The sequence below is a fragment of the Methylophilus glucosoxydans genome (genome assembly GCF_042676145.1).
GTDB classification, from domain to species: domain Bacteria; phylum Pseudomonadota; class Gammaproteobacteria; order Burkholderiales; family Methylophilaceae; genus Methylophilus; species Methylophilus glucosoxydans.
Window position 1 is genome coordinate 1,380,736 of sequence record NZ_JBHTJW010000002.1, and the last position, 20,388, is coordinate 1,401,123.

A 20,388-nucleotide genomic window follows, 5' to 3' on the forward strand; every position below is an offset into this window, starting at 1 on the left:
CTTAAACACATGTTTCATGATTCCATCTAGGAGAACATCGTGAATAGTTCTAAAAATCATAAAAATGAAAATGTGCCGTGCCCGGACTGCATGGATAAAGGATCAACAAAGGTAGCTGGAATCTCAGAGGACTCATCACTCCACTCAGTTTCTGCAGACGATAATGCCGCAAGATTTCGTATACCTTCCATGGACTGTGCCTCAGAGGAGTCTGAAATCAGGCGTGCACTCGCTAAGATTGATGGAATTAAAAGCTTAAGATTTAATCTGGGGGCGCGGGAGTTAATCATTAATGCCGACGCTGACAGCATCCAACTTGCCGTCGAGGCAATCAAAAAGGCAGGTTTCAATTCAGAGTTAATTTCTGATGCAGAGAGTTTTGAAAGCGGTTCAGAGCTATCAAAAGGATTCTGGAATACATGGGGCAGGCCAATCAGCGGTCTAATCTTGGCTGTGATTGCTGAAGTCCTTGAGTTTGCATATCCGGATATTCAAGAAATTAAATATCTTGGAATGGCTTTAGCCAGCATATCCATCATACTCGCTGGACTGGATGTCTACGTAAAAGGCCTAAAAGCCTTCGGTGATGGCCGCTTAAACATCAATGCATTAATGACAGTTGCTGTCACAGGCGCCTTCCTCATTGGTCAATGGCCAGAGGCCGCAATGGTCATGGCGCTATATGCCATTGCAGAAGCAATTGAAGCCAAGGCCGTGGATAGAGCCAGGAATGCGATTAAGAGTTTGATGGAATTAACGCCAGAGGATGCCGAAGTTTTGCAACCGGATGGGGCTTGGAAGCGTGAATTAGTCAAAGACATCCCTATCGATGCAAAGGTACGCATTCGACCGGGGGAGCGTATTCCACTGGATGGCATCGTTATCTCTGGTCAAAGTGCAATAGATCAGTCGCCTGTTACTGGTGAAAGCTTACCGGTTGATAAATCTCCCAATGACGAGGTATTTGCAGGGACAATCAACCAGGCCGCAGAACTAGAGATTCGAATCACTTCACTTGCTTCGAATAGCACAATCTCCAGAATCATCAATGCGGTCGAGGAAGCCCAAGGGGCCCGTGCACCTACACAAAGATTTGTAGATGCATTCGCGGCATTCTATACCCCGGCGGTCTTTGTGCTTGCACTCATCGTAGCCCTCTGGATGCCATTCTTGCTGGAATGGACATGGATGAAGTCAATCTACAAAGCCTTGGTCTTACTGGTGATCGCTTGCCCATGTGCATTAGTGATATCCACCCCAGTGACTGTAGTGAGTGGTCTTGCTGCGGCAGCGAGGAGAGGAATACTCATCAAAGGTGGCGTGTATCTTGAAGAGGCACGCAAGATCAAAGCAGTCGCACTGGACAAGACCGGCACAATTACCGAAGGGAAGCCTAAGTTATCTAATTTCGAAGTATTCGATTTGCAGGCTGACTCAGCCGAATTGAAGGGCATTGCAAAAAGCTTGGCAAGCAGGTCTGACCATCCGGTCTCCAAAGCGATTGCAGAAGGTTTATCTGCGCAGGCAAAGGAGGTAAAAAACTTCAAAGCTATTGCAGGACGCGGCGTCCAAGGCCGAATAGCAGATACTACTTACTTCCTGGGTAATCATCGATGGATTGAAGAGCTTGAACTCTGCACTCCAGAAATTGAAGCTCAATTATCAATATTGGAAAACACTGGTCGTACAGTCAGTTTGTTAGCTACTACCGAAAAGGTGCTGGCAGTTTGTGCGGTTGCCGATACGATCAAAGCCTCCTCCAAAGCAGCAGTTTCAGAACTAATATTACTTGGTGTCACGCCAATTATGTTGACCGGGGATAATGCGGCCACAGCAAAAACGGTCGGTGTCCAGGCGGGTATTACTGAGGTAAAAGGTAATCTTTTACCAGAAGATAAATTGAAGGAAATTGAATCTCTTCAGAAACAATTCGGTGTGACCGCCATGACCGGTGATGGAATCAATGACGCCCCATCTTTAGCAAGGGCAGACATCGGTTTTGCAATGGGCGCTGCTGGCACGCACACCGCGATGGAAGCAGCGGATATTTTAGTTATGAATGATGATTTACGTAGGCTACCTGAAACTATTCGACTCTCAAAACAAACGCACGCCATTCTTTGGCAGAACATCGTACTCGCCTTAGGCATCAAGTTTGTATTTTTGTTTTTAGCTTTATTTGAAAATGCATCCATGTGGATGGCCGTATTTGCGGATATGGGAGCAAGTTTGATAGTGGTGTTTAATGGCTTGCGACTGATTACTTTCAAACCTAAGTCAAAAAGCTGATTTCGGAAATAATTGCTAATGATATTCACAGCTAATCATTTGTCGAAGCATTTTAGGGAGAGAAAAGATGTTGCTCAAAAAGTTGGATGAAGAATTGAATTTGCAGCAGGCTGCTTTACGGATACGTAGTCAGCGCCAAGAGTTACTTGCTTCTAACATTGCAAATGCCGATACACCACAATATAAAGCGAAAGACATAGATTTTAAAGCGGCAATGCAATCTGCGATGCAGCAAATGTCAGGTAAAAATCCAATAGGCCAACATGCAGGCCTGTTGCAGCAGACTAATGAATCACATTTAAACGCGGTGAAAACCAATTCGGGAGATACCCTATACCGTTCTTTAGTACAAGGCTCTGTAGATGGTAATACGGTAGACATGGATGTTGAACGAAATGCCTATGTGGACAATGGAATTCGCTATGAAGCCGGGTTAACTTTTGTGACGGACAAACTTAAAGAAGTGATGGCTGCAATTAATGGCAATGGCTCGTAAGTTTGCCGCTAACCATAAGATAAAGGGATAACATAAATGGCTAATGTGCCCTCTCTCAAAATACATCCGGAAGCAATATTTGCCATACTAGCTGCCATTTTATTTGGTTTGGCGACGCCTGTCGCCAAGCTTCTAATTGGTGATGTTTCACCACAAATGTTGGCTGGATTATTGTATTCAGGGAGTGGGATTGGCCTATTACTCCTATATGCGCTAATTCGCTTGTTTAAACAAAATAATAGTGAACACCTCTCTATACAGGCATCAGATCTATCCTGGCTATCAGGGGGTATTTTATTTGGTGGCGTACTTGCACCTTTGTTGCTTATGCAGGGTTTGCGCGCTACACCCGCCTCTATGGCGTCACTATTACTTAATCTGGAAAGTGTTTTCACTGCGCTGATGGCCTGGCTCATATTCAAGGAGCACTTTGATCGGCGAATTTTGATTGGGATGACTTGCATTTTGGTGGGCAGCCTATTGTTATCATGGCCTAAACAGCTCAGTTCAGCTTTTCCATTTGACACCTTGGCCATCGTGGGTGCCTGCGCTTGCTGGGCGATTGATAATAACCTTACCAGGAAGATTGCAGCAAATGATGCCCTTCTAATTGCTTGTATCAAAGGGTTAGTGGCTGGTTTGATTAATCTGGGAATTGCATTAAGCCTTGGTAATGCTTTACCTGTCTTTACCGTAGGTATGAGTGCCGCCGCGATAGGCTTTCTCAGCTATGGGGTTAGTCTCGTATTATTTGTTATGTCTTTGCGGCTCATTGGCACTGCCAGAACAGGAGCATATTTTTCTGTTGCTCCATTTGTTGGTGTAGCTTGCTCTTTTCTATTGCTTCATGAGCAACCTGATACCTTGTTCTGGTTGGCTACCTGTTTAATGCTGATTGGAGTTTGGCTCCATTTAACCGAGCATCATGCTCATCTGCATCATCACGAAGAATTACTACATCAACATAGTCATTTTCACGATGAACACCATCATCACACTCATGAGTTCGATTGGGATGGAGGCGAACCACATGTGCACCCACATGAGCATAAGAACTTAAGTCATAGTCACCCGCATTTTCCAGATATGCATCATCAACATAAGCACTAATTTCTAGATCAAATAGTACGATAATGTGAAATGCTACCCTGAACTCAATCCAAATATTGGACTTCACCGCTTTAATAGGCGATTATGATATTCAATTTCAAGCCAACTTGACTGAACGAAGTAAACCCAATATTTTTCTGATAACAACTGACCCATAGTATATAGTGGCTTGACCACTCTGACCTTTGGGGGAAAGCCAGCGAACGCTAGTTTTTTCATTTTTAGCTGCCTGCCTTGGCTAAGATTATAATTTTTCAAATAGGAGATCTCATTCCATTGTGCACTTCTTGTCACCATGCGGCCCACAACGGAGGCGTTGTTTGATCTAGCTTAAAGCCTAAACTGACCTGATTCTTTAATTTAGAATAAAATCAGTTGACCTTCCAATTGTTGGAAGCTTTAGACTGATTTATATCTAATACAAGTTTCGGATTATGAGCATGCCTAAAAAGACTTTAAGTGATGCCATTCAAAATATCTCCCTACCCATCGAAGGGATGACATGTGCCAGTTGCGTGGGGCGTGTTGAAGCCGCCTTAACAAAAGTTCCTGGGGTAAAAAATGTCTCAGTTAACCTCACAACCGAGCGAGCGACGATTCAAGCTACCGAAGGTGTTGATCCCACTGCCTTGATCGAAGCTGTTCATAAAACTGGTTATGAAGTTCCAACATCCAAGATAGAACTCAATGTGATTGGCATGACCTGTGCGTCATGTGTTGGTCGTGTTGAGAAAGCCCTCAGATCTGTACCGGGAGTTTTTGAAGCAACAGTTAACTTGGCCACTGAGCGTGCATCAATTATTGGTTCTGTCGGCCCCGCAGAATTGATTTCCGCGATTGAGCGTATTGGTTACGAAGCTAAGATCATTGACTCTCTATCCTCCTTACAAGGTGTAGCCGAGAGTCAAAAAGAAGTTGAACTGCTCAAATTGAAGCGAGACCTCATACTGGCAGCAGCACTGTCGTTACCAGTATTTCTCATGGAAATGGGTGCGCATTTGATACCAGGTGTGCACGAGTTAATTATGGACACTATCGGCATGAAACCTAGTTGGTACATGCAGTTTGTGTTGACTGCTCTGGTACTGGCTTTCCCTGGTAGACGCTTTTACCAGAAAGGCTTTCCTGCGCTACTTAGGCTTGCCCCTGACATGAACTCACTCGTCGCGGTAGGTACTGCTGCGGCCTTTGGATATTCCATCGTCGCGACCTTCGCCTCCGGACTGTTACCGGAAGGAACTGTCAATGTCTATTATGAGGCGGCTGCAGTCATCGTCGTTTTGATATTACTTGGCCGTTTTTTGGAGGCACGTGCCAAGGGGCGTACTTCCGAAGCAATCAAGCGCCTAGCAAAAATGCAGGTCAAAGAAGCGCATGTCATGCGTAATCATCGCTTTTGGGATGTTCCGATCAATGAAGTGGTCCTTAATGATGTACTCGAAGTACGACCTGGTGAAAGAGTGCCGGTAGACGGGGTCGTCACCAATGGTAAAAGCTTCGTTGATGAATCGATGATCACTGGAGAACCCATCCCTGTTGAGAAAATTCTAGGTAGTTCCGTAGTAGGTGGTACGGTCAATCAGAACGGGATGTTGGAGATGCGTGCCACAGCAGTTGGCAATCAAACCATGCTGGCTCAAATCATACGTATGGTGGAACAGGCACAAGGGTCTAAACTACCAATACAGGCGCTCGTAGATAAAGTGACCATGTGGTTTGTACCTGCTGTCATGGGCGCAGCATTGCTCACATTTATCAGCTGGATGATCTTTGGTCCATCTCCTGCGTTGACCTTCGCACTAGTAAATGCAGTCTCCGTGTTGATCATTGCGTGTCCGTGTGCCATGGGGCTAGCCACACCAACTTCAATCATGGTTGGAACGGGGCGAGGTGCCGAGCTAGGCGTATTGTTTAGAAGAGGCGAAGCATTACAGTTACTCAAGGATGCCAAGGTCGTTGCAGTTGACAAGACCGGTACGCTAACAGAGGGACGGCCAGTGCTGACCGACCTTGACGTTGCGGAGGGCTTTGAGCGTGACAGCCTTTTAGCAAAAGTCGGGGCGGTTGAATCTAAATCTGAGCATCCGATTGCCCGCGCTATTGTGGCCGCTGCTACTGAAAATGGACAATCGCTACCGTCTTTAACAGACTTTGAGTCTGTGACCGGCATGGGCGTAAGGGCACTTGTGGAGGGGAGTCTCGTTGAAGTGGGCGCTGATCGATTCATGCGACAACTGGGGTTAGATTTGAAAGTCTTTGCGCAAACTGCTGAGCGATTAGGTCAAGAAGGTAAGTCACCCTTATACGCCGCTATTAATGGTCAGCTAGCTGGCATTATTGCAGTCGCCGACCCTATAAAAACTTCGACACCGGGAGCGATTGCCGCACTGCATCAGTTAGGTCTCAAAGTGGCTATGATTACTGGGGATAATGCCAAGACCGCGCACGCAATCGCCCGCCAGCTTGGCATTGATGAAGTGATTGCTGAGGTCATGCCAGAGGGAAAAGTTAACGCTGTACGCCGCTTGAAAGCGACTTACGGGCAGATCGCTTTTGTAGGGGATGGCATCAATGATGCCCCCGCTTTGGCAGAAGCAGATGTAGGCCTGGCAATCGGGACCGGTACAGATATCGCTGTAGAGTCAGCAGATGTCGTCTTGATGTCTGGCAATCTGCAAGGCGTGCCAGATGCGATTGCTTTATCCAAAGCTACAATAGGCAATATTCATCAAAACCTGTTCTGGGCATTTGCCTATAACACGGTTTTGATTCCGGTAGCTGCAGGTGCGCTTTATCCTGCCTGGGGTTTATTACTTTCACCAGTATTTTCTGCAGCAGCAATGGCCTTGTCGAGCGTGTTCGTTTTAGGTAACGCCTTGCGCTTACGCACATTCAAGCCATCATTCGTCGAATTAAACAGCCGTTAAAATTAATGGCTAAATAATGCTTGACCTTACCATTATTGGAACCTTTAAGCTTGTATCACTACCAATTACTCTTTAAGGAGTTGATGATGGAGTTTCATATTGAAAACATGACCTGCGGTGGATGTGCAAGAGGTGTCACAAGCGCAATCAAAGCAATCGATCCAGAAGCAAGCATTACAACGGATCCCCCAACCAGGACAGTCAAGGTTGAAACCAGCGTCGCAAAAGATGAGATCGTTGCAGCGCTTGTTGATGCAGGGTTTCCACCTGCGAGTGAATAACGCTCTTCTGCCTGCTGAGCTAGATCAGCAGGCTTTTTTGTTTATCATTTGGGTATGAACGATGAGTTTATTTAACATTGGACAAGCCGCTAAGGCGTCAGGCATATCGACCAAAATGATCCGACATTATGAAAGCGTTGGTTTATTGCCTGCTGCTTCAAGAACCTTTTCTGGATATCGTCAATATTCTGAAAAAGAGATCCATACGCTGAGTTTTATTCGACACTCCCGCGACTTAGGCTTTTCTATCAAGCAAATTGAGGAATTATTAAGCTTATGGCAAGACCCGCATCGGCCAAGCAGTAAAGTGAAAGAATTGGCAAATGCCCATGTTGAGGCCTTAGACCAAAAGATTCAAAGCCTGATGTCGATTAAGTCAGAGCTACAAAAGCTTGTACATTGCTGTCATGGAGATGATCGCCCAGAGTGCCCCATCTTGGAGCAACTTGCGCTTAATCAAACATAGGATATTTCATAACAGGAAAATTTCAGTTTGGCACTGAATCATTTTTAATTTAGGGGTATCATAAGCTCATCGTGAGAAAGCTCATTCAAATCTTCGCTATTTGGCTCATCGCAATCATTCTACCGGTGCAGGGAATTGCAGCGGTCAGCATGATGAATTGCGAGAAGCCACAAAGCCAGCACAGTCATGAAGGTGTAAGTGGTCATAGCCATGAACATCACGAAGGTGCTGTGGAGAGTCATGCTCACAAACATCAAGATGATACTAAACACGCTTGTAACCATTGCTCCAAATGTTCAGTCTGTTGCTCAGGTTTCGCCTTTGCAACTTCGAGTGATGGGCTGAAGCATCATTTGATTGTTGCAGGTACAGCCATCGGTTTTATCGTTCCAGATTTCACTAGCCACATATCCTCCGGTCCTGAGCGACCTCCGCGCTTTACCCTCATTAGTATGTTATTGGCTAAAGTCCTATCAGGTCTTTAGCCACTACACTTATGCTTTTGCCTGCTTGCGGCAAGCAAAAGAATGAGTTTCCAATAGATGTTGGGAATTCTAAATGAGAGGTTTATATGAAATTTCCTACCTTAAAGAGAGTCAGGCTTGCCTCCCTCTATCAATACTTATTGTGTCTTGCAATGACATTAGCATTGGGTATTAGCGCATCATTTGCGGAAGAAAGCTCCGCGCCTTACCAGTCCACGTTTGAAGATTACAAGGCGACAAATAGTGACAATCAAACAGATTGGACATCACTAGACTCTTCGATTGCAGACCAAGGACATCAAATGTCGGGGATGCAGCACTCCTCTGATCAACCAATGAATCATGAAGCGATGGGACATAGTATCTCTCATGGCGATACGCATGCTTCACATGACTCAAAGTCTCAGATCCCCCCCATGGATCACGGCAATATGAAAGGCATGGACCATCACAGCATGCCGGGAATGGACCATAGCAAAATGCATGACATGAATAGTCAGGCTGAGGATATGGGCGGCAGTATGGCGAGCATGGATCACAAATCATCTTCCCCTGAAATGTCGGGACACATACACGACCATGCAATGATGAACCATGCGGGTATGGATCATCACGCCATGCAAAATATGAATCATTCAGAAGGTGATAGTGAAGAGGTTGTATCAACGCCCCATGAGCATGGAAATGCGGTGGGTGAACTTGCGGAAGAAGATCACTCAAGCCATATCCATGAGCCTTCAGAAGCTGCTAAACCAGTAGCGCCCTCAGAACACACCGGCTTCCAAATTATTCCAAACCTGCATCCGGCAGTGGTGCATTTCCCAATTGCATTGACTATGGTGGCTTTCATTTTAGGCCTTGCTGCCCGCCTGTTCCGCCAATCTGCATCATCCACGGCATTGGCCGCCGCAGGATATTACGCATTGATGCTAGCCGGTGTAAGTGCTGTGGCTGCCGTTGGTTTTGGTTGGCTGGCATTCAACTCAACCATGAATCACGATGACGCTGGCCATGCTGCCATGTTGTTGCATCGAGCCTGGGCAATCCCTACTGCTGTTGGATTGGTGCTCCTTGCAATCTGGCACTCGTTGAAATCCCGTCAGGACAGCCCGATGTCTATTCCTGTATTAGTTTGCCTGGCGGGTTTATCCCTGTCTGTCGCGGCAACGGCATGGCTGGGTGGTGAAGTAGTTTATCGTCATGGCATTGGTGTTCTATCTTTACCTGCATCTGGTGGCCATCATCATGCGGGACACCATCATGGGGAAGCAATTGACTCAGCAATACCGTCTCAAGACAGTCATTCAGATCATCAACATGAATCATCTGAAGGGAGTGCACATGAGCACTAATATTGTAAATCTCAGAGCACGCAGTGTCATTCTTGTTGCCGTAAGCTTGTTATTAGGTGGGTGCGCGACCTTCTCAAAAGATGGCGGCATGGATGAAGTACAAAAACAAACTCAACCGCACCTGAAGCAAGCGTATGAATGGGCTAAGACAGAGGAGTCTAAAAAGTCCCTGCAGGACAAGACACAGGCATTGCTGGCACAACCTTTGGATGTAGAAGGTGCCGTACAGGTCGCTCTTTATAACAACAAGGGACTACAGGCTTCATTCTACGAGCTGGGAATCTCCGAAGCAGATCTTGTCCAGGCAGGCCGCTTGCCTAATCCGCGCTTCTCTATGCTTTATGCACGGAATGGTGGTGAGTATAAGATTGAGCAGGCATTCACGTTCAACGTCTTCTCATTGATCACGATGCCTAAAGCTGTAGAGGTTGAGAAAAGACGTTTTGCCCAGACACAAGCCTCTACTGCTATTGAGGTCCTGAAGCTTGCCTATCAGACACGTACAGCTTATTTCAATGCGGTTGCCGCGACTGAATTGGCGAGATATAGCGCACAAGTGAAAGAGTCTGCAGAGGCCAGTGCTGTGTTGGCTAAACGTCTGCATGAAACTGGCAACTGGAATCGTTTGGAGCAGTCACGTGAGCAAAGCTTCTATGCAGATGCCGCACTCGAATATGCTAATGCGAAGAATGCTGAGGTTAGGGCATATGAGGCTTTGGCCAGGCAATTAGGTGTGAAAGCTGCACAACTCAAAATCCAATCTCGATTACCTGACCTGCCTAAGTCTCTTTCAGAGTTACAGGCCTTTGAACAGAACGCCTACGAACAACGGTTGGACCTGCTGGTTAAGCGCTCTGAAATGGATGCTTTGGCTAAGCAGCTAGGACTGACCAAAACCACGCGGTTCATCAATGTGATCGAGTTAGGCCCGGCAAGAGTATTGGAAGGCAGAAGAAGCGAGCCATACAAGAAAGGTATCGATATCGCTTTCGAGATCCCGTTGTTTGACTGGGGTCAGGCCAAGGTGCCGCGAGCAGAGTCCATTTATATGCAATCCGTACAGGAAACTGCACAGTTGGTGACTAATGCGCAATCTGAGATACGCGAGCGGTATAACACCTATCGCACCAAACATGATGTCACACGCCACATTCGCGATGAGATTGTGCCATTACGCAAACGCATACTGTACGAAGATCAATTACGCTATAACGGCATGCTCACAAGCCCATTTGAATTATTTGGCGATGCCAGGGCGCAAGTGCAAAGCGTCAAAGGCTATATCGAATCATTACGTGACTTTTGGTTAGCTGATGCTGAATTGCAAGCTACTTTAGTCGCCAGTCCTCGTTTGATGGAAGGTCAATAAGATGACAACTATGGATAGAAGAAACTTTTTTAAATATGCTGGACTAGGCATGGCTGGCGTTGCCGTTAGTGCGGTCAGCAAGGTTGCATTAGCTGCTATTCCGGAAATCATTACCTCTGAGGTGGCTAATACACAAGAGCCACTTTACCCAGATACAGGACGCCCATATCAGCCGGTAGTCACTTTGAATGGCTGGAGCCTTCCCTGGAAGATGAACAATGGTGTCAAAGAATTTCACCTTGTTGCGGAGCCTGTCGTAAGAGAGATTGCACCGGGTATGAAAGCAAATCTCTGGGGCTACAATGGTCAAAGCCCGGGCCCAACCATTGAAGTCGTTGAAGGTGATCGCGTCCGTATCTTTGTGACAAACCGCTTGCCCGAGAAAACCAGTGTTCACTGGCATGGTCAGCGCTTGCCTAATGGTATGGATGGTGTCAGTGGATTAACGCAACCGGCTATTGAGCCTGGCAAAACCTTTGTTTATGAGTTCGAGGCCAAACGACCAGGCACGTTTATGTATCACCCTCACGCGGATGAAATGCTGCAAATGGCTATGGGCATGATGGGCAGTTGGATTACTCACCCCAAGAACCCGAAGTTTATGCCTGTGGATCGTGATTTTGTATTTCTGCTTAATGCCTATGACATCGAGCCTGGCAGCTTCACCCCTAAAGTGAACACCATGCTCGATTTCAACTTATGGACTTGGAACAGTCGCGCATTCCCAGGCATTGATCCTCTCGTTGTTCGTAAAAATGATCGTGTACGCATCCGCGTAGGGAACCTGACCATGACGAATCATCCCATCCATTTACATGGGCATGAGTTCGAAGTCACAGGGACAGATGGTGGTTGGGTGCCAAAAACCGCACGTTGGCCAGAAGTAACGACTGATGTTGCCGTTGGTCAAATGCGTGCCATTGAGTTTGTTGCAAACGAGCCTGGCGATTGGGCATTTCACTGTCACAAAAGCCATCACACCATGAATGCCATGGGGCACAGTTTCCCCACCATGATAGGTGTGAAACAGGGTGATCTGATGAAAAAGATCACCAACCTCGTCCCTGACTACATGCCTATGGGTGAAACGGGCATGTCTGAAATGACTGATATGTCTGAGATGATGGATATGCCATTACCTAAAAATACATTGCCAATGATGATGGGCAACGGACAATTTGGATCACTTGAGATGGGTGGAATGTTCACGACAGTGAAAGTGAGAGACGGACTTGCCCGAAATGACTATAAAAATCCTGGTGATTATAAACATCCAAGCGGCACGGTAGCACATATAGTTGAAGTGGATCTAACTAAGATTGAACGTCAAAAGCCTCACGTTGACGGTGAGTTGGAGGTCAATGTCAGGAAGCCGATTAACCATTCTGGTCATTAGTGAAGTGATCGGCCTCTGGCCTTAACTAAAACAAAAACGGCTTGCACATTTGCAAGTCGTTTTTGTTATTTACTCCAATGGCCTAGTACCCATTCCCATTGGTGCGTTCCATAATTCCAACGCCAATGTGCTTTAACCCATTTTGTTTTACCGAGCGGGCGTACCGTTTGTAAATTTTGTAATCGATCCGGTGGTTTTGGTGGCTTAGGAGGTTTGGGTGCCTTAATTTTAAAAGTAGCCATATACCCTCCAAATTAATGACAGTGATATGTACCCGTTTGGCGATCATGATGACAGCCATTTTTATCTGTACCGCCAGAGTGAGCATGGGCAAGGCTTGAGCAAACAATAATGAGTACAGCAATAATCCCCTTCATAGCAAAACTCCCTTTTTGAACATGTTTAATGTGTTTCAAGTTGAAGAAGCATGAACAGCTAGTTACTTAAGTAGGTTCTATAGAACCTTGCAGCATAATAAAGATTTGAGTCTTTAACTGCAATAAAACATATTTAGCAGGAGTTATATGGGCTGATCATTAGAACTGGAACGACTGCTCAAAATGAATGCAATACACAATGTGGAGTTTACTGGCCAGTTTTGACTTTCATATAAGGATACGAGTCTCTACTGACAACATGCGCTTTACGTACACATACCCTCCCAAACTTGTTTGAATAATAATATCCACCTGGTCTCCATCTTAGGAAACCTGGCCAATTTCGTGGTTTGATATGAACAGCTAGCAGATGTAGTAATGCATGCGTGTGAGCTGGGATGTTCTTTTTATCAACTACAGTGAAAACTTCGTGGTCATTTTCAGTCTTGGTTTTAATAGCATAATGAATTCGGTAACGTTCGACTGGCCTAATATTTCGATTTGTATTTCGTAAATTAGAGAAAATACCGGAATCATCTTTTTCTTTGAAATATAGATTTGCAAAACAATTTAAGTATTGGGTTGCATTAAGCGAGTCTACATCCATAGTTGATTTTATCGATGTCCAGTTGTTTTTACTTTTAATGCTATAAACAGAGTCATCGTAAAACATACAACAGACTTTAGGGGACAGTGGGAGTAAACAAATCAGTCCAGCTGCATTCAAGCCATAACTTCGCTCATCAAATCGCCTACTGTCAGCAAAACGGTTGACCATCACAGCTGGATCATCAGATGTGATAAATGGTGTATCAGTCTTGTTCTCTATTAGCACTATTTTTAGATCATCAAGCGAATACATATAATCTGCAAAGGTCTGCATTGAGATTTGTACTGCCTGCTTAATTTCTATAGCAACAGACATTCCTGGATCCCCAAGCAATCCATTTGCCTCATTAGTCATTTGAGCCATACGAATTGATGCAGCTTCCGTCCTATGATGTTGTAGCAGCCAGAATCTGAAAAGAATGCTGGATGCGTCCGTATTCAAAACGAAGCCAGGTTGAAGTAGGTGCGGCAGTAGACTGGCGTAAAGGCGTTCGACTTGCTGAATGGCTCTTTCTAGGTTGTCATCTTTTCCATAGAAATAATCTCTTGAACATTGGTTTTTCAAAGCGGAATCAAATATCGCTTTGTCTCGGTCAATGTTATATAAGCTTATTGTTTTACCCTCATTCTGGGAAAATGGCCGAAGGTAGCAACGAGGTACAAAATGTTGATTTTTATTGGACGCCATAAGAAAGTCACCTGCAACTAGAGTTTTCTGCTAATGGCAGCATTTGCCGTTTTTGTAGCCAACTCTAAAGTCAGTAATTGTTACTTTTAAACGTAAGCTAGCCCGATCCACTGGTTTTAGCTATAACTACAACTGTGCCAGCCAACTTATCCTGCTAGCCTTGTTTTGCGCCTATCAAATTCAATCCAAAACAACCCTAATCCTAGTGCAGCTCCAGACAAGTAATATGCAAGGTATCGGATGATTGCTTGCCAGATAGTCATTGTGTTGTCACTTTTGGCGTCAATTACTCTTGCTGATATTGCTATTCCGGTGTGGTTTTTTTCAGCCAAAACAGTATGCTGGCCACAGCAGGGCATAAATGAGATATAACTAAATCCATTGGCCCTTTTGGCAAGTCGACTTAATCCAATCAAATATTATAGTAAGGCTTGATTTAAACCTGTAAGGTCATAATCGACTATTGTCATTTACTGAGTGTATTGTCATTGGAAAAGTGTATTCTGAGTTTGAGTCCGCACTCTTTTTACTTTCTTCATAGGTAATCGCAGTGGTTAAGTAGATTAACGCGCTCCTAGCAAGCTTTAATAATCTAATACTTTCTTCAACCAACTCTATATCACTGACAGGGAAACTTAATTCCTTTCCTTTAGTTTTACGTTCTTGAGCGGGATTGTTTAAATAGTGATCATGGACCCGCAAGTACTTATGAGCAATATGATTGCGGATATCAGTTAGAGTCTTGGCTTCAGGGCTAATCAATTGCACATCTTTTGATCGGTAATATAAATCTTTGCTCAACCAAAATAAGCCCTGCAGAGGCTTATTTTCTGAAATCAAAAATTGCTCCCGGATTTTAGTTAAACCTCTGTCCTCAAACCATACTGACTGAAAGCTTAAGTTTCTAACGGGTATCTCAAGTTTCCAGTAATCATTCACCAAGTATGCAATTTTGTCGAAAATAGCAAAGATTGAAAGGAACGACATTTTTAGTCTTTCAACCCATAATCTGTAATACCTGTAATCAAGAGCGTCATACAGTTTTACACATCTATCTGAAAAATGTAGCGGTTTATCTTTTTCTTGTATTGCTTCGAAAATTAAAAACCTTGCAGAAACGTACTCTTGCTTGAGCTGATTGAAAATAGCATATGGGGCAGGTAAATAAACATCCTCTTCCAAGATGTCTTGAACCATATTGGGCAAGGTTAGAGTATCTTCTAATGAGGTCCAGTCTCTAGAAACGTCATTCAAGAAATCAAGATAGAGTTGATTCTCAACGCACCACTTTCTATATGTTTTTTCTTTCTTGGTACGCCCTTTACGATAGGCTGGCAGGGGAATTTCAACTTTGTTCCAATCCCAGTCTCCAAAGGTGTTTATGTGGTCAGCTAAAGCAGACATCTCATTTCTCGCCTGTTTCTCTACACCAATTTCCAAAGCTGATTTGAGCAATTTATAGCTTTCTTGGAGAAATATGGCTTGAACGTAACCTTTGCTGGCATATCTTGCATATTCGAACATTGTTGAAGCTTTATTTCCCATTGCCATTGGGAAATATGGATAGCTTATTAATGTTTGATCCCAAAGCTGAATGGCTTCTACGAATCTGCCAATATTGTTTAAAGCATTTGCAAGATTGGTGGTTATCCGAGATTTGAGGTCTGTTCGAATTTCTTCATCAGTAAGTTCGCCTAAGTCAGAAAGCGCTAATCTTAAATGTAGAATTTCCTTTTCTCGGTGGTGTTGATCGCCTAACCAGTTTTGTTTTTGTTTTACAGATCGTCTTATCCCGGAGTGGGCATTGGCGATAAAGTAGTTTAGGGTAGCGCATTCCACTGGAGAGAGAGGCTTTAGATTAATTTTGCCAATCTCATCAAGTGTTTCGTTGAGAGTCTCGTGATCATTTCTATCACAAGCTAAATCAATTTTAGATGCTAACTTTCTAATGTCACTCATATCACTCTCAACGTTAAATTAGGGCTGCCTATTTGAAATACTCCATAAGCAGTTTTATCAGATGAGAAAAAACTAAAAGAAGAAATCCAAATGCATAGATTGGTCCCTTCGATGCCTTAGCCAAACCATAGCAGAATGGGAATCGCAAGAATATATTGATGAGGCTGAGATGGTTTTTTAAGAGTCCCGAAAATTACCAAATAACTTTAGAACATGTTTATCTTAATCAGCACTTTTCTGTTCTGGTAGATAAGCATCAGAAATCAGAAACAGCGCTGAAAATAATTGAAGCAGAGTAATACAAGTATTGACTATTGGGAGTGACATCTTGATGTGATTTAGTAATGTTCGGATATTAGTTATGAAATGCCAAAATAATCCTAAGTCGAGTTTTTCCCTGAATGTTTAGACCGTTTGAAGATAATTTGCATTGACTATGATTTATTATTAAAAAATGGCTATTTTTTGTCCATAGCTTAAATAAAAAATTAATAACAAAATAAGAGAGATATATGTATCTAAAGCACATTCGAGCCAATAATTTTCGAGCATTTGGAGATGGTAAAAAGGCTCCTGCACTGGATTGGGCTTTAAGGCCTGGTCTTAATATTTTGGTGGGTGAAAACGATGCTGGCAAAACAACAATAGTCGATGCTATAAGGCAAATACTTCTTACTACCAGTTACGAAAACATCCGGCTCTATGAACATGATTTTCATATACATGGAACAGAACGTGCGACTAGCCTTTGGATTGAGGCTACTTTATGTGATCTATCGAGCGAACAACAAGCTAGTGTTCTTGAATGGTTAACTCATGAGAGCGATGGATCTTGTTCACTAATTATCCACCTCAGTGCAAGGTGGATTCCTCCACAGCCAAACAAACGCGCGCGAGTTGAGTTTTCTGTACGTGCAGGGAAAGAGGGAATTGGCCAAGAAATAGGCAGCACAGTTCGTGAGCTAATCCGTGCAACCTATCTGCGACCATTAAGGGATGCTGAAGCGGAGCTGCGCCCCGGCAGACAATCCCGCTTGTCGCAAATACTTGCAGCACACAAAAATATTGATGGACAGGAAGTCAACGACTTCCAAACAGCCAATCCTAATGACGTTCCAAAGAATATTGTAGGTTTAATGGCATTTTCTCAGCACCATATTGGTGAGCATACAGTGATCAAAAGCGTTGAACAGGACATCAACCAAAACTATTTAGAAGAGTTTTCATTTGAGAGTGAAAAGTTGCAGTCTCGGATTCGTATCACTCCAGATTTATCACTGACACCAATCTTGGAAAAATTTGAATTAGCTTTGTTGCCAGGAGGTGATGTGGATCCAAATGCCAGATGTGCTCGCGGGTTGGGATATAACAATGCGTTATTTATGGCAACTGAACTAGTTTTGCTGAGAGAAGGTGATGATCTTGCGCTGTTATTAATTGAAGAGCCTGAAGCTCATTTGCACCCGCAATTGCAATATAGAGTAATGGACTTGCTTGAAAATCACTCTAAAACCAAAGAAACTGATGAAAGACAAGTACAAGTAGTGATGACTACTCACAGCCCATCATTAGTTTCCCATACAGACATAGAGAACATGACCTTAGTGCATAAGGCTCAGACCTTCCCGTTATCCGCTGGCAATACTAAACTGAAAAAAACTGACTACTCATTCTTACGTAGATTTATAGAAGCGACGAAAGCCAATCTCTTCTTTGCAAGAGGGGTCATGATGGTGGAAGGTCCGGCTGAAGCTATCCTACTTCCAACCTTAGCAGAAGTCTGTGATCGCTCATTGTCCAAACATGGTGTTTCACTGGTAAATGTAGGTCATACGGGGCTTTTTCACTATGCTCGAATTTTGCAGGTTGAAGGTGCTGGACCAGAGCTAAAAATTCCTGTGGTCTGCTTAACTGATCGAGATATTGTTCCTGAATCGGCTAAAACATTTGTTTCTGCCCCCGGGGAAGGAAAGAAACGTTTCACTTCTGATTATAACGAAGAAGAGCTTGCAAAGTTTTTACTAGACAAGAGTAATCGGGCGCAGGGAGGCAGCACTATCGTGTGTATTTCCGACAAATGGACGCTTGAATATGATCTCGCTTATTTTGGGTGCGCAAAACTCATGTATTACGCCATCCAGCTCGGAAGGAAAGCTAAAACTAAAGGTGAAAGGTTAGAGGATGCTGATGAAACTAAAGCCAAGGAAGCAGCAAAAGAATCTTGGGAGGAATTAGAAACCAAAGGTTTGACTGAGGAGGAGTTGGCAAATCAAATCTTCAAGCCTCTGTACAATAAAGAAGCTTCGAAGGCAATCGTAGCCCAATATGCTGCAGAGCTTTTGTTGTCTGGTGAGTTTGGTTCTGGTGATGAACTTTTCAATCGCCTTCCGCCGTATCTAAAAAAGGCATTCATACATCTAACCGGGGATAAAAGTAAACCAGCAACAAAAACCGAGACAACGGCGGTGAATTAAATTATGTCAGTTATTGATTTAAACACTGCTGATCTTTTGTGGTTAAAGGAAGTCAGTCCAGATTTGGACTTTAGCGATACTGAGAGACAAGAAGCTATTCTAGAAACAACTTCACGGGACTTCAATGCCGTCCCAGGAAGTGGTAAAACATCACTGCTTGCAGCAAAACTTTTACTAATTGCAAGAAAATGGAATCAGCAGAAGAAGGGGCTCTGCGTACTCAGTCATACAAACGTTGCTCGAGAAGAAATCACTAGGCGTTTAAAATTAAATGCCGACGGCCAAAAACTTTTAACCTACCCACATTATATCGGGACGATTCACGGCTTTGTGAACCAATATATAGCTTTACCGGCACTCCGAAGTGCGGGCATCAAAGTTGAGATTATTGATGACGATGCATTTGCAAAAAAAGCGCAGAAACTTCTTCAGCAATACAAATTTAAGACACTACGGGGTTGGCTAAAATACCAGGAAAATGCAGACGAATTAATCAATACACTCTACTTTAAAGGTAGTGAATTGGAAATATCGACCGAAAGTGGAACTCTGACCAACGCTACCACTCCATCTGGGAAACAAGTACGAGAACTGAAATATTCACTTTTAGACGCAGGAATCTTTCGGCACCGAGATATGTTTGCCTTTGCTGAGAGCGCTTTAAAAAGTAACCCGAATCTTCTGGACGTAATTTTCCGACGTTTTCCACTAGTATTTATTGATGAGATGCAAGATACCTCCTGGGCACAGGAAAGTATTCTAAATAGCATCTTTGAAAACAAATCCACTGTTCAACGATTTGGAGATATTGATCAGAAAATCCTCACGGACGATGAAGGCATTGTTAATTGCACATTCCCCCGGGCAGGTCATAAAGTAATTAGTACTAGTAAACGATTTGGCAACAAAATTGCTGAAGCAGTAGCCAGTGTTCGCTTATCCCAGCTTCCTGTGATTGGAGAAGCAAATCAAGAAATGCCGCCAGTATTATTGCTATATAAGACTGCTGACGTTGAGAAAGTGCTAACCAAATTTGGTCAGTTAGTAATTGATCGTTTTACTGACCTAGAGTTGGAGAAAAAATCAGTCCGTGGCATGTGCACGCGTAAAGTCGGAAGTGGAGACGTGGTTCCTGGACGACACTTAGGTGATTACTGGCCCGCGTTTGCGCAAACTCAGACGGGGGCAACTAATTCAAATGATAATTTCTGGCAGGCTCTCTTGCCCCCACCTAACCACAATAATGAATCTATTCTTTTCGGAAGGGTAGCTCAAGTTCGACGAGCAATATTGCTAATCATGCGGGAAGCCGGCTCTCCAATCGTTGAGAGCATCAGAGATAGTAATGCTTTAATAAAGGCAGTCACTGAGCAAACTGGAACTGCATTACCCATACATCTATTAGTTCAAGATCTTATACTAAAACCTGATTTATATGCCACTCCTGCAGCGCGCGATGTTTTGATAGATTACATTTATACGCGTTTAAAATCTTATCTTCCAACGGGAACTCTGCTTCAATCCTTCAAAAATCTGTCCACATTTGATCAGGCCTTTTTCTTGTTAAACCCAGCACAACTTCCAAATCTTTGTGCAGTTTCTCATATGGGTCGAGATATAAATTACACAATAGGGACAGTGGCAAGCATGAAGGGTGAAACCCACATTGCCTCGTTAGTAATGGAATCTTATGGTGGTAATAGTAAGAAGTTTGATTTGGAAATGGCACTTCCATATGTTGCAGGGATTAAGAAAAATCCAGCTAGCCTTAGTAAATTGCAGCGAGGTCAACTCAGGAATTTGTATGTTGCAATGTCTCGCCCAACGCACTTTCTCTGTCTTGCAGTGAATGAGACACGTATAGCCCCACAAACCTTGAGTGCTTTAATTGAAAAAGGGTGGGTAGTAGAGCAATAAGCCGACAGGATGGTTTAACAAAATCACTATGGCTTCAACAACAACGTGAGGTAAGAAGCTTTATGCGATGCTCAATAACCTCACTATTGGCTATTTATGAATATCAAGTTCACGCTTAACTTTTTGCTAACGAGCAATGGGCAGAATGACCAAACTGAGGATAACCGGTAGCTGTTTTTGTGGGTATTCTGCA

General features: G+C 43.9%; 16 protein-coding genes. 12 read left to right on the forward strand and 4 right to left on the reverse strand.

The features are described 5' to 3' along the window. The first annotated feature begins 39 nt into the window (after positions 1-39). The 10 genes from ACFQ1T_RS09290 (at position 40) to ACFQ1T_RS09335 (ending at position 12,171) form a co-directional block, all read left to right on the forward strand. Positions 40-2,289, forward strand: a complete 2,250-nt coding sequence (locus ACFQ1T_RS09290) for a heavy metal translocating P-type ATPase (protein ID WP_368667978.1) — start codon at positions 40-42, stop codon at positions 2,287-2,289. A 67-nt stretch (positions 2,290-2,356) separates the two neighbouring features. After that, the gene (flgB, locus tag ACFQ1T_RS09295; RefSeq protein ID WP_379075909.1) at positions 2,357-2,785 is read left to right on the forward strand and encodes a flagellar basal body rod protein FlgB; all 429 of its coding nucleotides are present in this window, start codon (positions 2,357-2,359) and stop codon (positions 2,783-2,785) included. A 36-nt stretch (positions 2,786-2,821) separates the two neighbouring features. Further along, on the forward strand, positions 2,822-3,895 hold the full coding sequence (locus ACFQ1T_RS09300) for a DMT family transporter (protein ID WP_194741770.1): 1,074 nt from the start codon (positions 2,822-2,824) through the stop codon (positions 3,893-3,895). A gap of 440 nt (positions 3,896-4,335) precedes the next feature. Then, positions 4,336-6,822: a heavy metal translocating P-type ATPase gene (locus tag ACFQ1T_RS09305; RefSeq protein WP_449288983.1), complete on the forward strand. Its 2,487-nt coding sequence runs from the start codon at positions 4,336-4,338 to the stop codon at positions 6,820-6,822. A gap of 86 nt (positions 6,823-6,908) precedes the next feature. Beyond that, positions 6,909-7,103 carry a heavy-metal-associated domain-containing protein gene (locus tag ACFQ1T_RS09310; protein ID WP_194753904.1) on the forward strand — a complete coding sequence of 65 codons (195 nt, stop codon included), beginning with the start codon at positions 6,909-6,911 and terminating at the stop codon, positions 7,101-7,103. A 61-nt stretch (positions 7,104-7,164) separates the two neighbouring features. Then, entirely contained in the window at positions 7,165-7,569 is a 405-nt protein-coding gene (cueR, locus tag ACFQ1T_RS09315; protein WP_194753419.1) for a Cu(I)-responsive transcriptional regulator, read from the forward strand. Positions 7,570-7,640: 71 nt separating this feature from the next. Beyond that, positions 7,641-8,054 carry a hypothetical protein gene (locus ACFQ1T_RS09320; protein ID WP_194753420.1) on the forward strand — a complete coding sequence of 138 codons (414 nt, stop codon included), beginning with the start codon at positions 7,641-7,643 and terminating at the stop codon, positions 8,052-8,054. An 86-nt stretch (positions 8,055-8,140) separates the two neighbouring features. Beyond that, the gene (locus ACFQ1T_RS09325; protein WP_194753421.1) at positions 8,141-9,406 is read left to right on the forward strand and encodes a DUF2231 domain-containing protein; all 1,266 of its coding nucleotides are present in this window, start codon (positions 8,141-8,143) and stop codon (positions 9,404-9,406) included. Continuing rightward, positions 9,396-10,775, forward strand: a complete 1,380-nt coding sequence (locus tag ACFQ1T_RS09330; RefSeq protein WP_194753906.1) for a TolC family protein — start codon at positions 9,396-9,398, stop codon at positions 10,773-10,775. The genes ACFQ1T_RS09325 and ACFQ1T_RS09330 overlap by 11 nt, the downstream gene beginning before the upstream one ends. Position 10,776: 1 nt before the next feature. Next, positions 10,777-12,171 (forward strand): multicopper oxidase family protein, encoded by a 1,395-nt coding sequence (locus ACFQ1T_RS09335; protein WP_194753422.1) that lies wholly within the window; start codon positions 10,777-10,779, stop codon positions 12,169-12,171. Positions 12,172-12,236: 65 nt separating this feature from the next. Here ACFQ1T_RS09335 and ACFQ1T_RS09340 read toward each other — a convergent pair whose 3' ends face one another. The 4 genes from ACFQ1T_RS09340 to ACFQ1T_RS09355 form a co-directional block, all read right to left on the reverse strand. Beyond that, entirely contained in the window at positions 12,237-12,413 is a 177-nt protein-coding gene (locus ACFQ1T_RS09340; RefSeq protein WP_194741778.1) for a hypothetical protein, read from the reverse strand. Between the two features lie 12 nt (positions 12,414-12,425). Then, on the reverse strand, positions 12,426-12,548 hold the full coding sequence (locus ACFQ1T_RS09345; RefSeq protein WP_194741779.1) for a YHYH domain-containing protein: 123 nt from the start codon (positions 12,546-12,548) through the stop codon (positions 12,426-12,428). A 208-nt stretch (positions 12,549-12,756) separates the two neighbouring features. Continuing rightward, positions 12,757-13,845: a DUF4238 domain-containing protein gene (locus ACFQ1T_RS09350; protein WP_194741780.1), complete on the reverse strand. Its 1,089-nt coding sequence runs from the start codon at positions 13,843-13,845 to the stop codon at positions 12,757-12,759. Positions 13,846-14,295: 450 nt separating this feature from the next. Continuing rightward, positions 14,296-15,804, reverse strand: a complete 1,509-nt coding sequence (locus tag ACFQ1T_RS09355; RefSeq protein ID WP_194741781.1) for an LA2681 family HEPN domain-containing protein — start codon at positions 15,802-15,804, stop codon at positions 14,296-14,298. Between the two features lie 512 nt (positions 15,805-16,316). Between ACFQ1T_RS09355 and ACFQ1T_RS09360 the strand changes: the two genes are divergently transcribed. Together ACFQ1T_RS09360 and ACFQ1T_RS09365 are read left to right on the forward strand one after the other, a co-directional pair. Next, positions 16,317-18,278 (forward strand): ATP-dependent nuclease, encoded by a 1,962-nt coding sequence (locus ACFQ1T_RS09360; RefSeq protein ID WP_194741782.1) that lies wholly within the window; start codon positions 16,317-16,319, stop codon positions 18,276-18,278. A 3-nt stretch (positions 18,279-18,281) separates the two neighbouring features. Continuing rightward, positions 18,282-20,195 carry a UvrD-helicase domain-containing protein gene (locus ACFQ1T_RS09365; RefSeq protein ID WP_194741783.1) on the forward strand — a complete coding sequence of 638 codons (1,914 nt, stop codon included), beginning with the start codon at positions 18,282-18,284 and terminating at the stop codon, positions 20,193-20,195. Positions 20,196-20,388 lie beyond the last annotated feature (193 nt).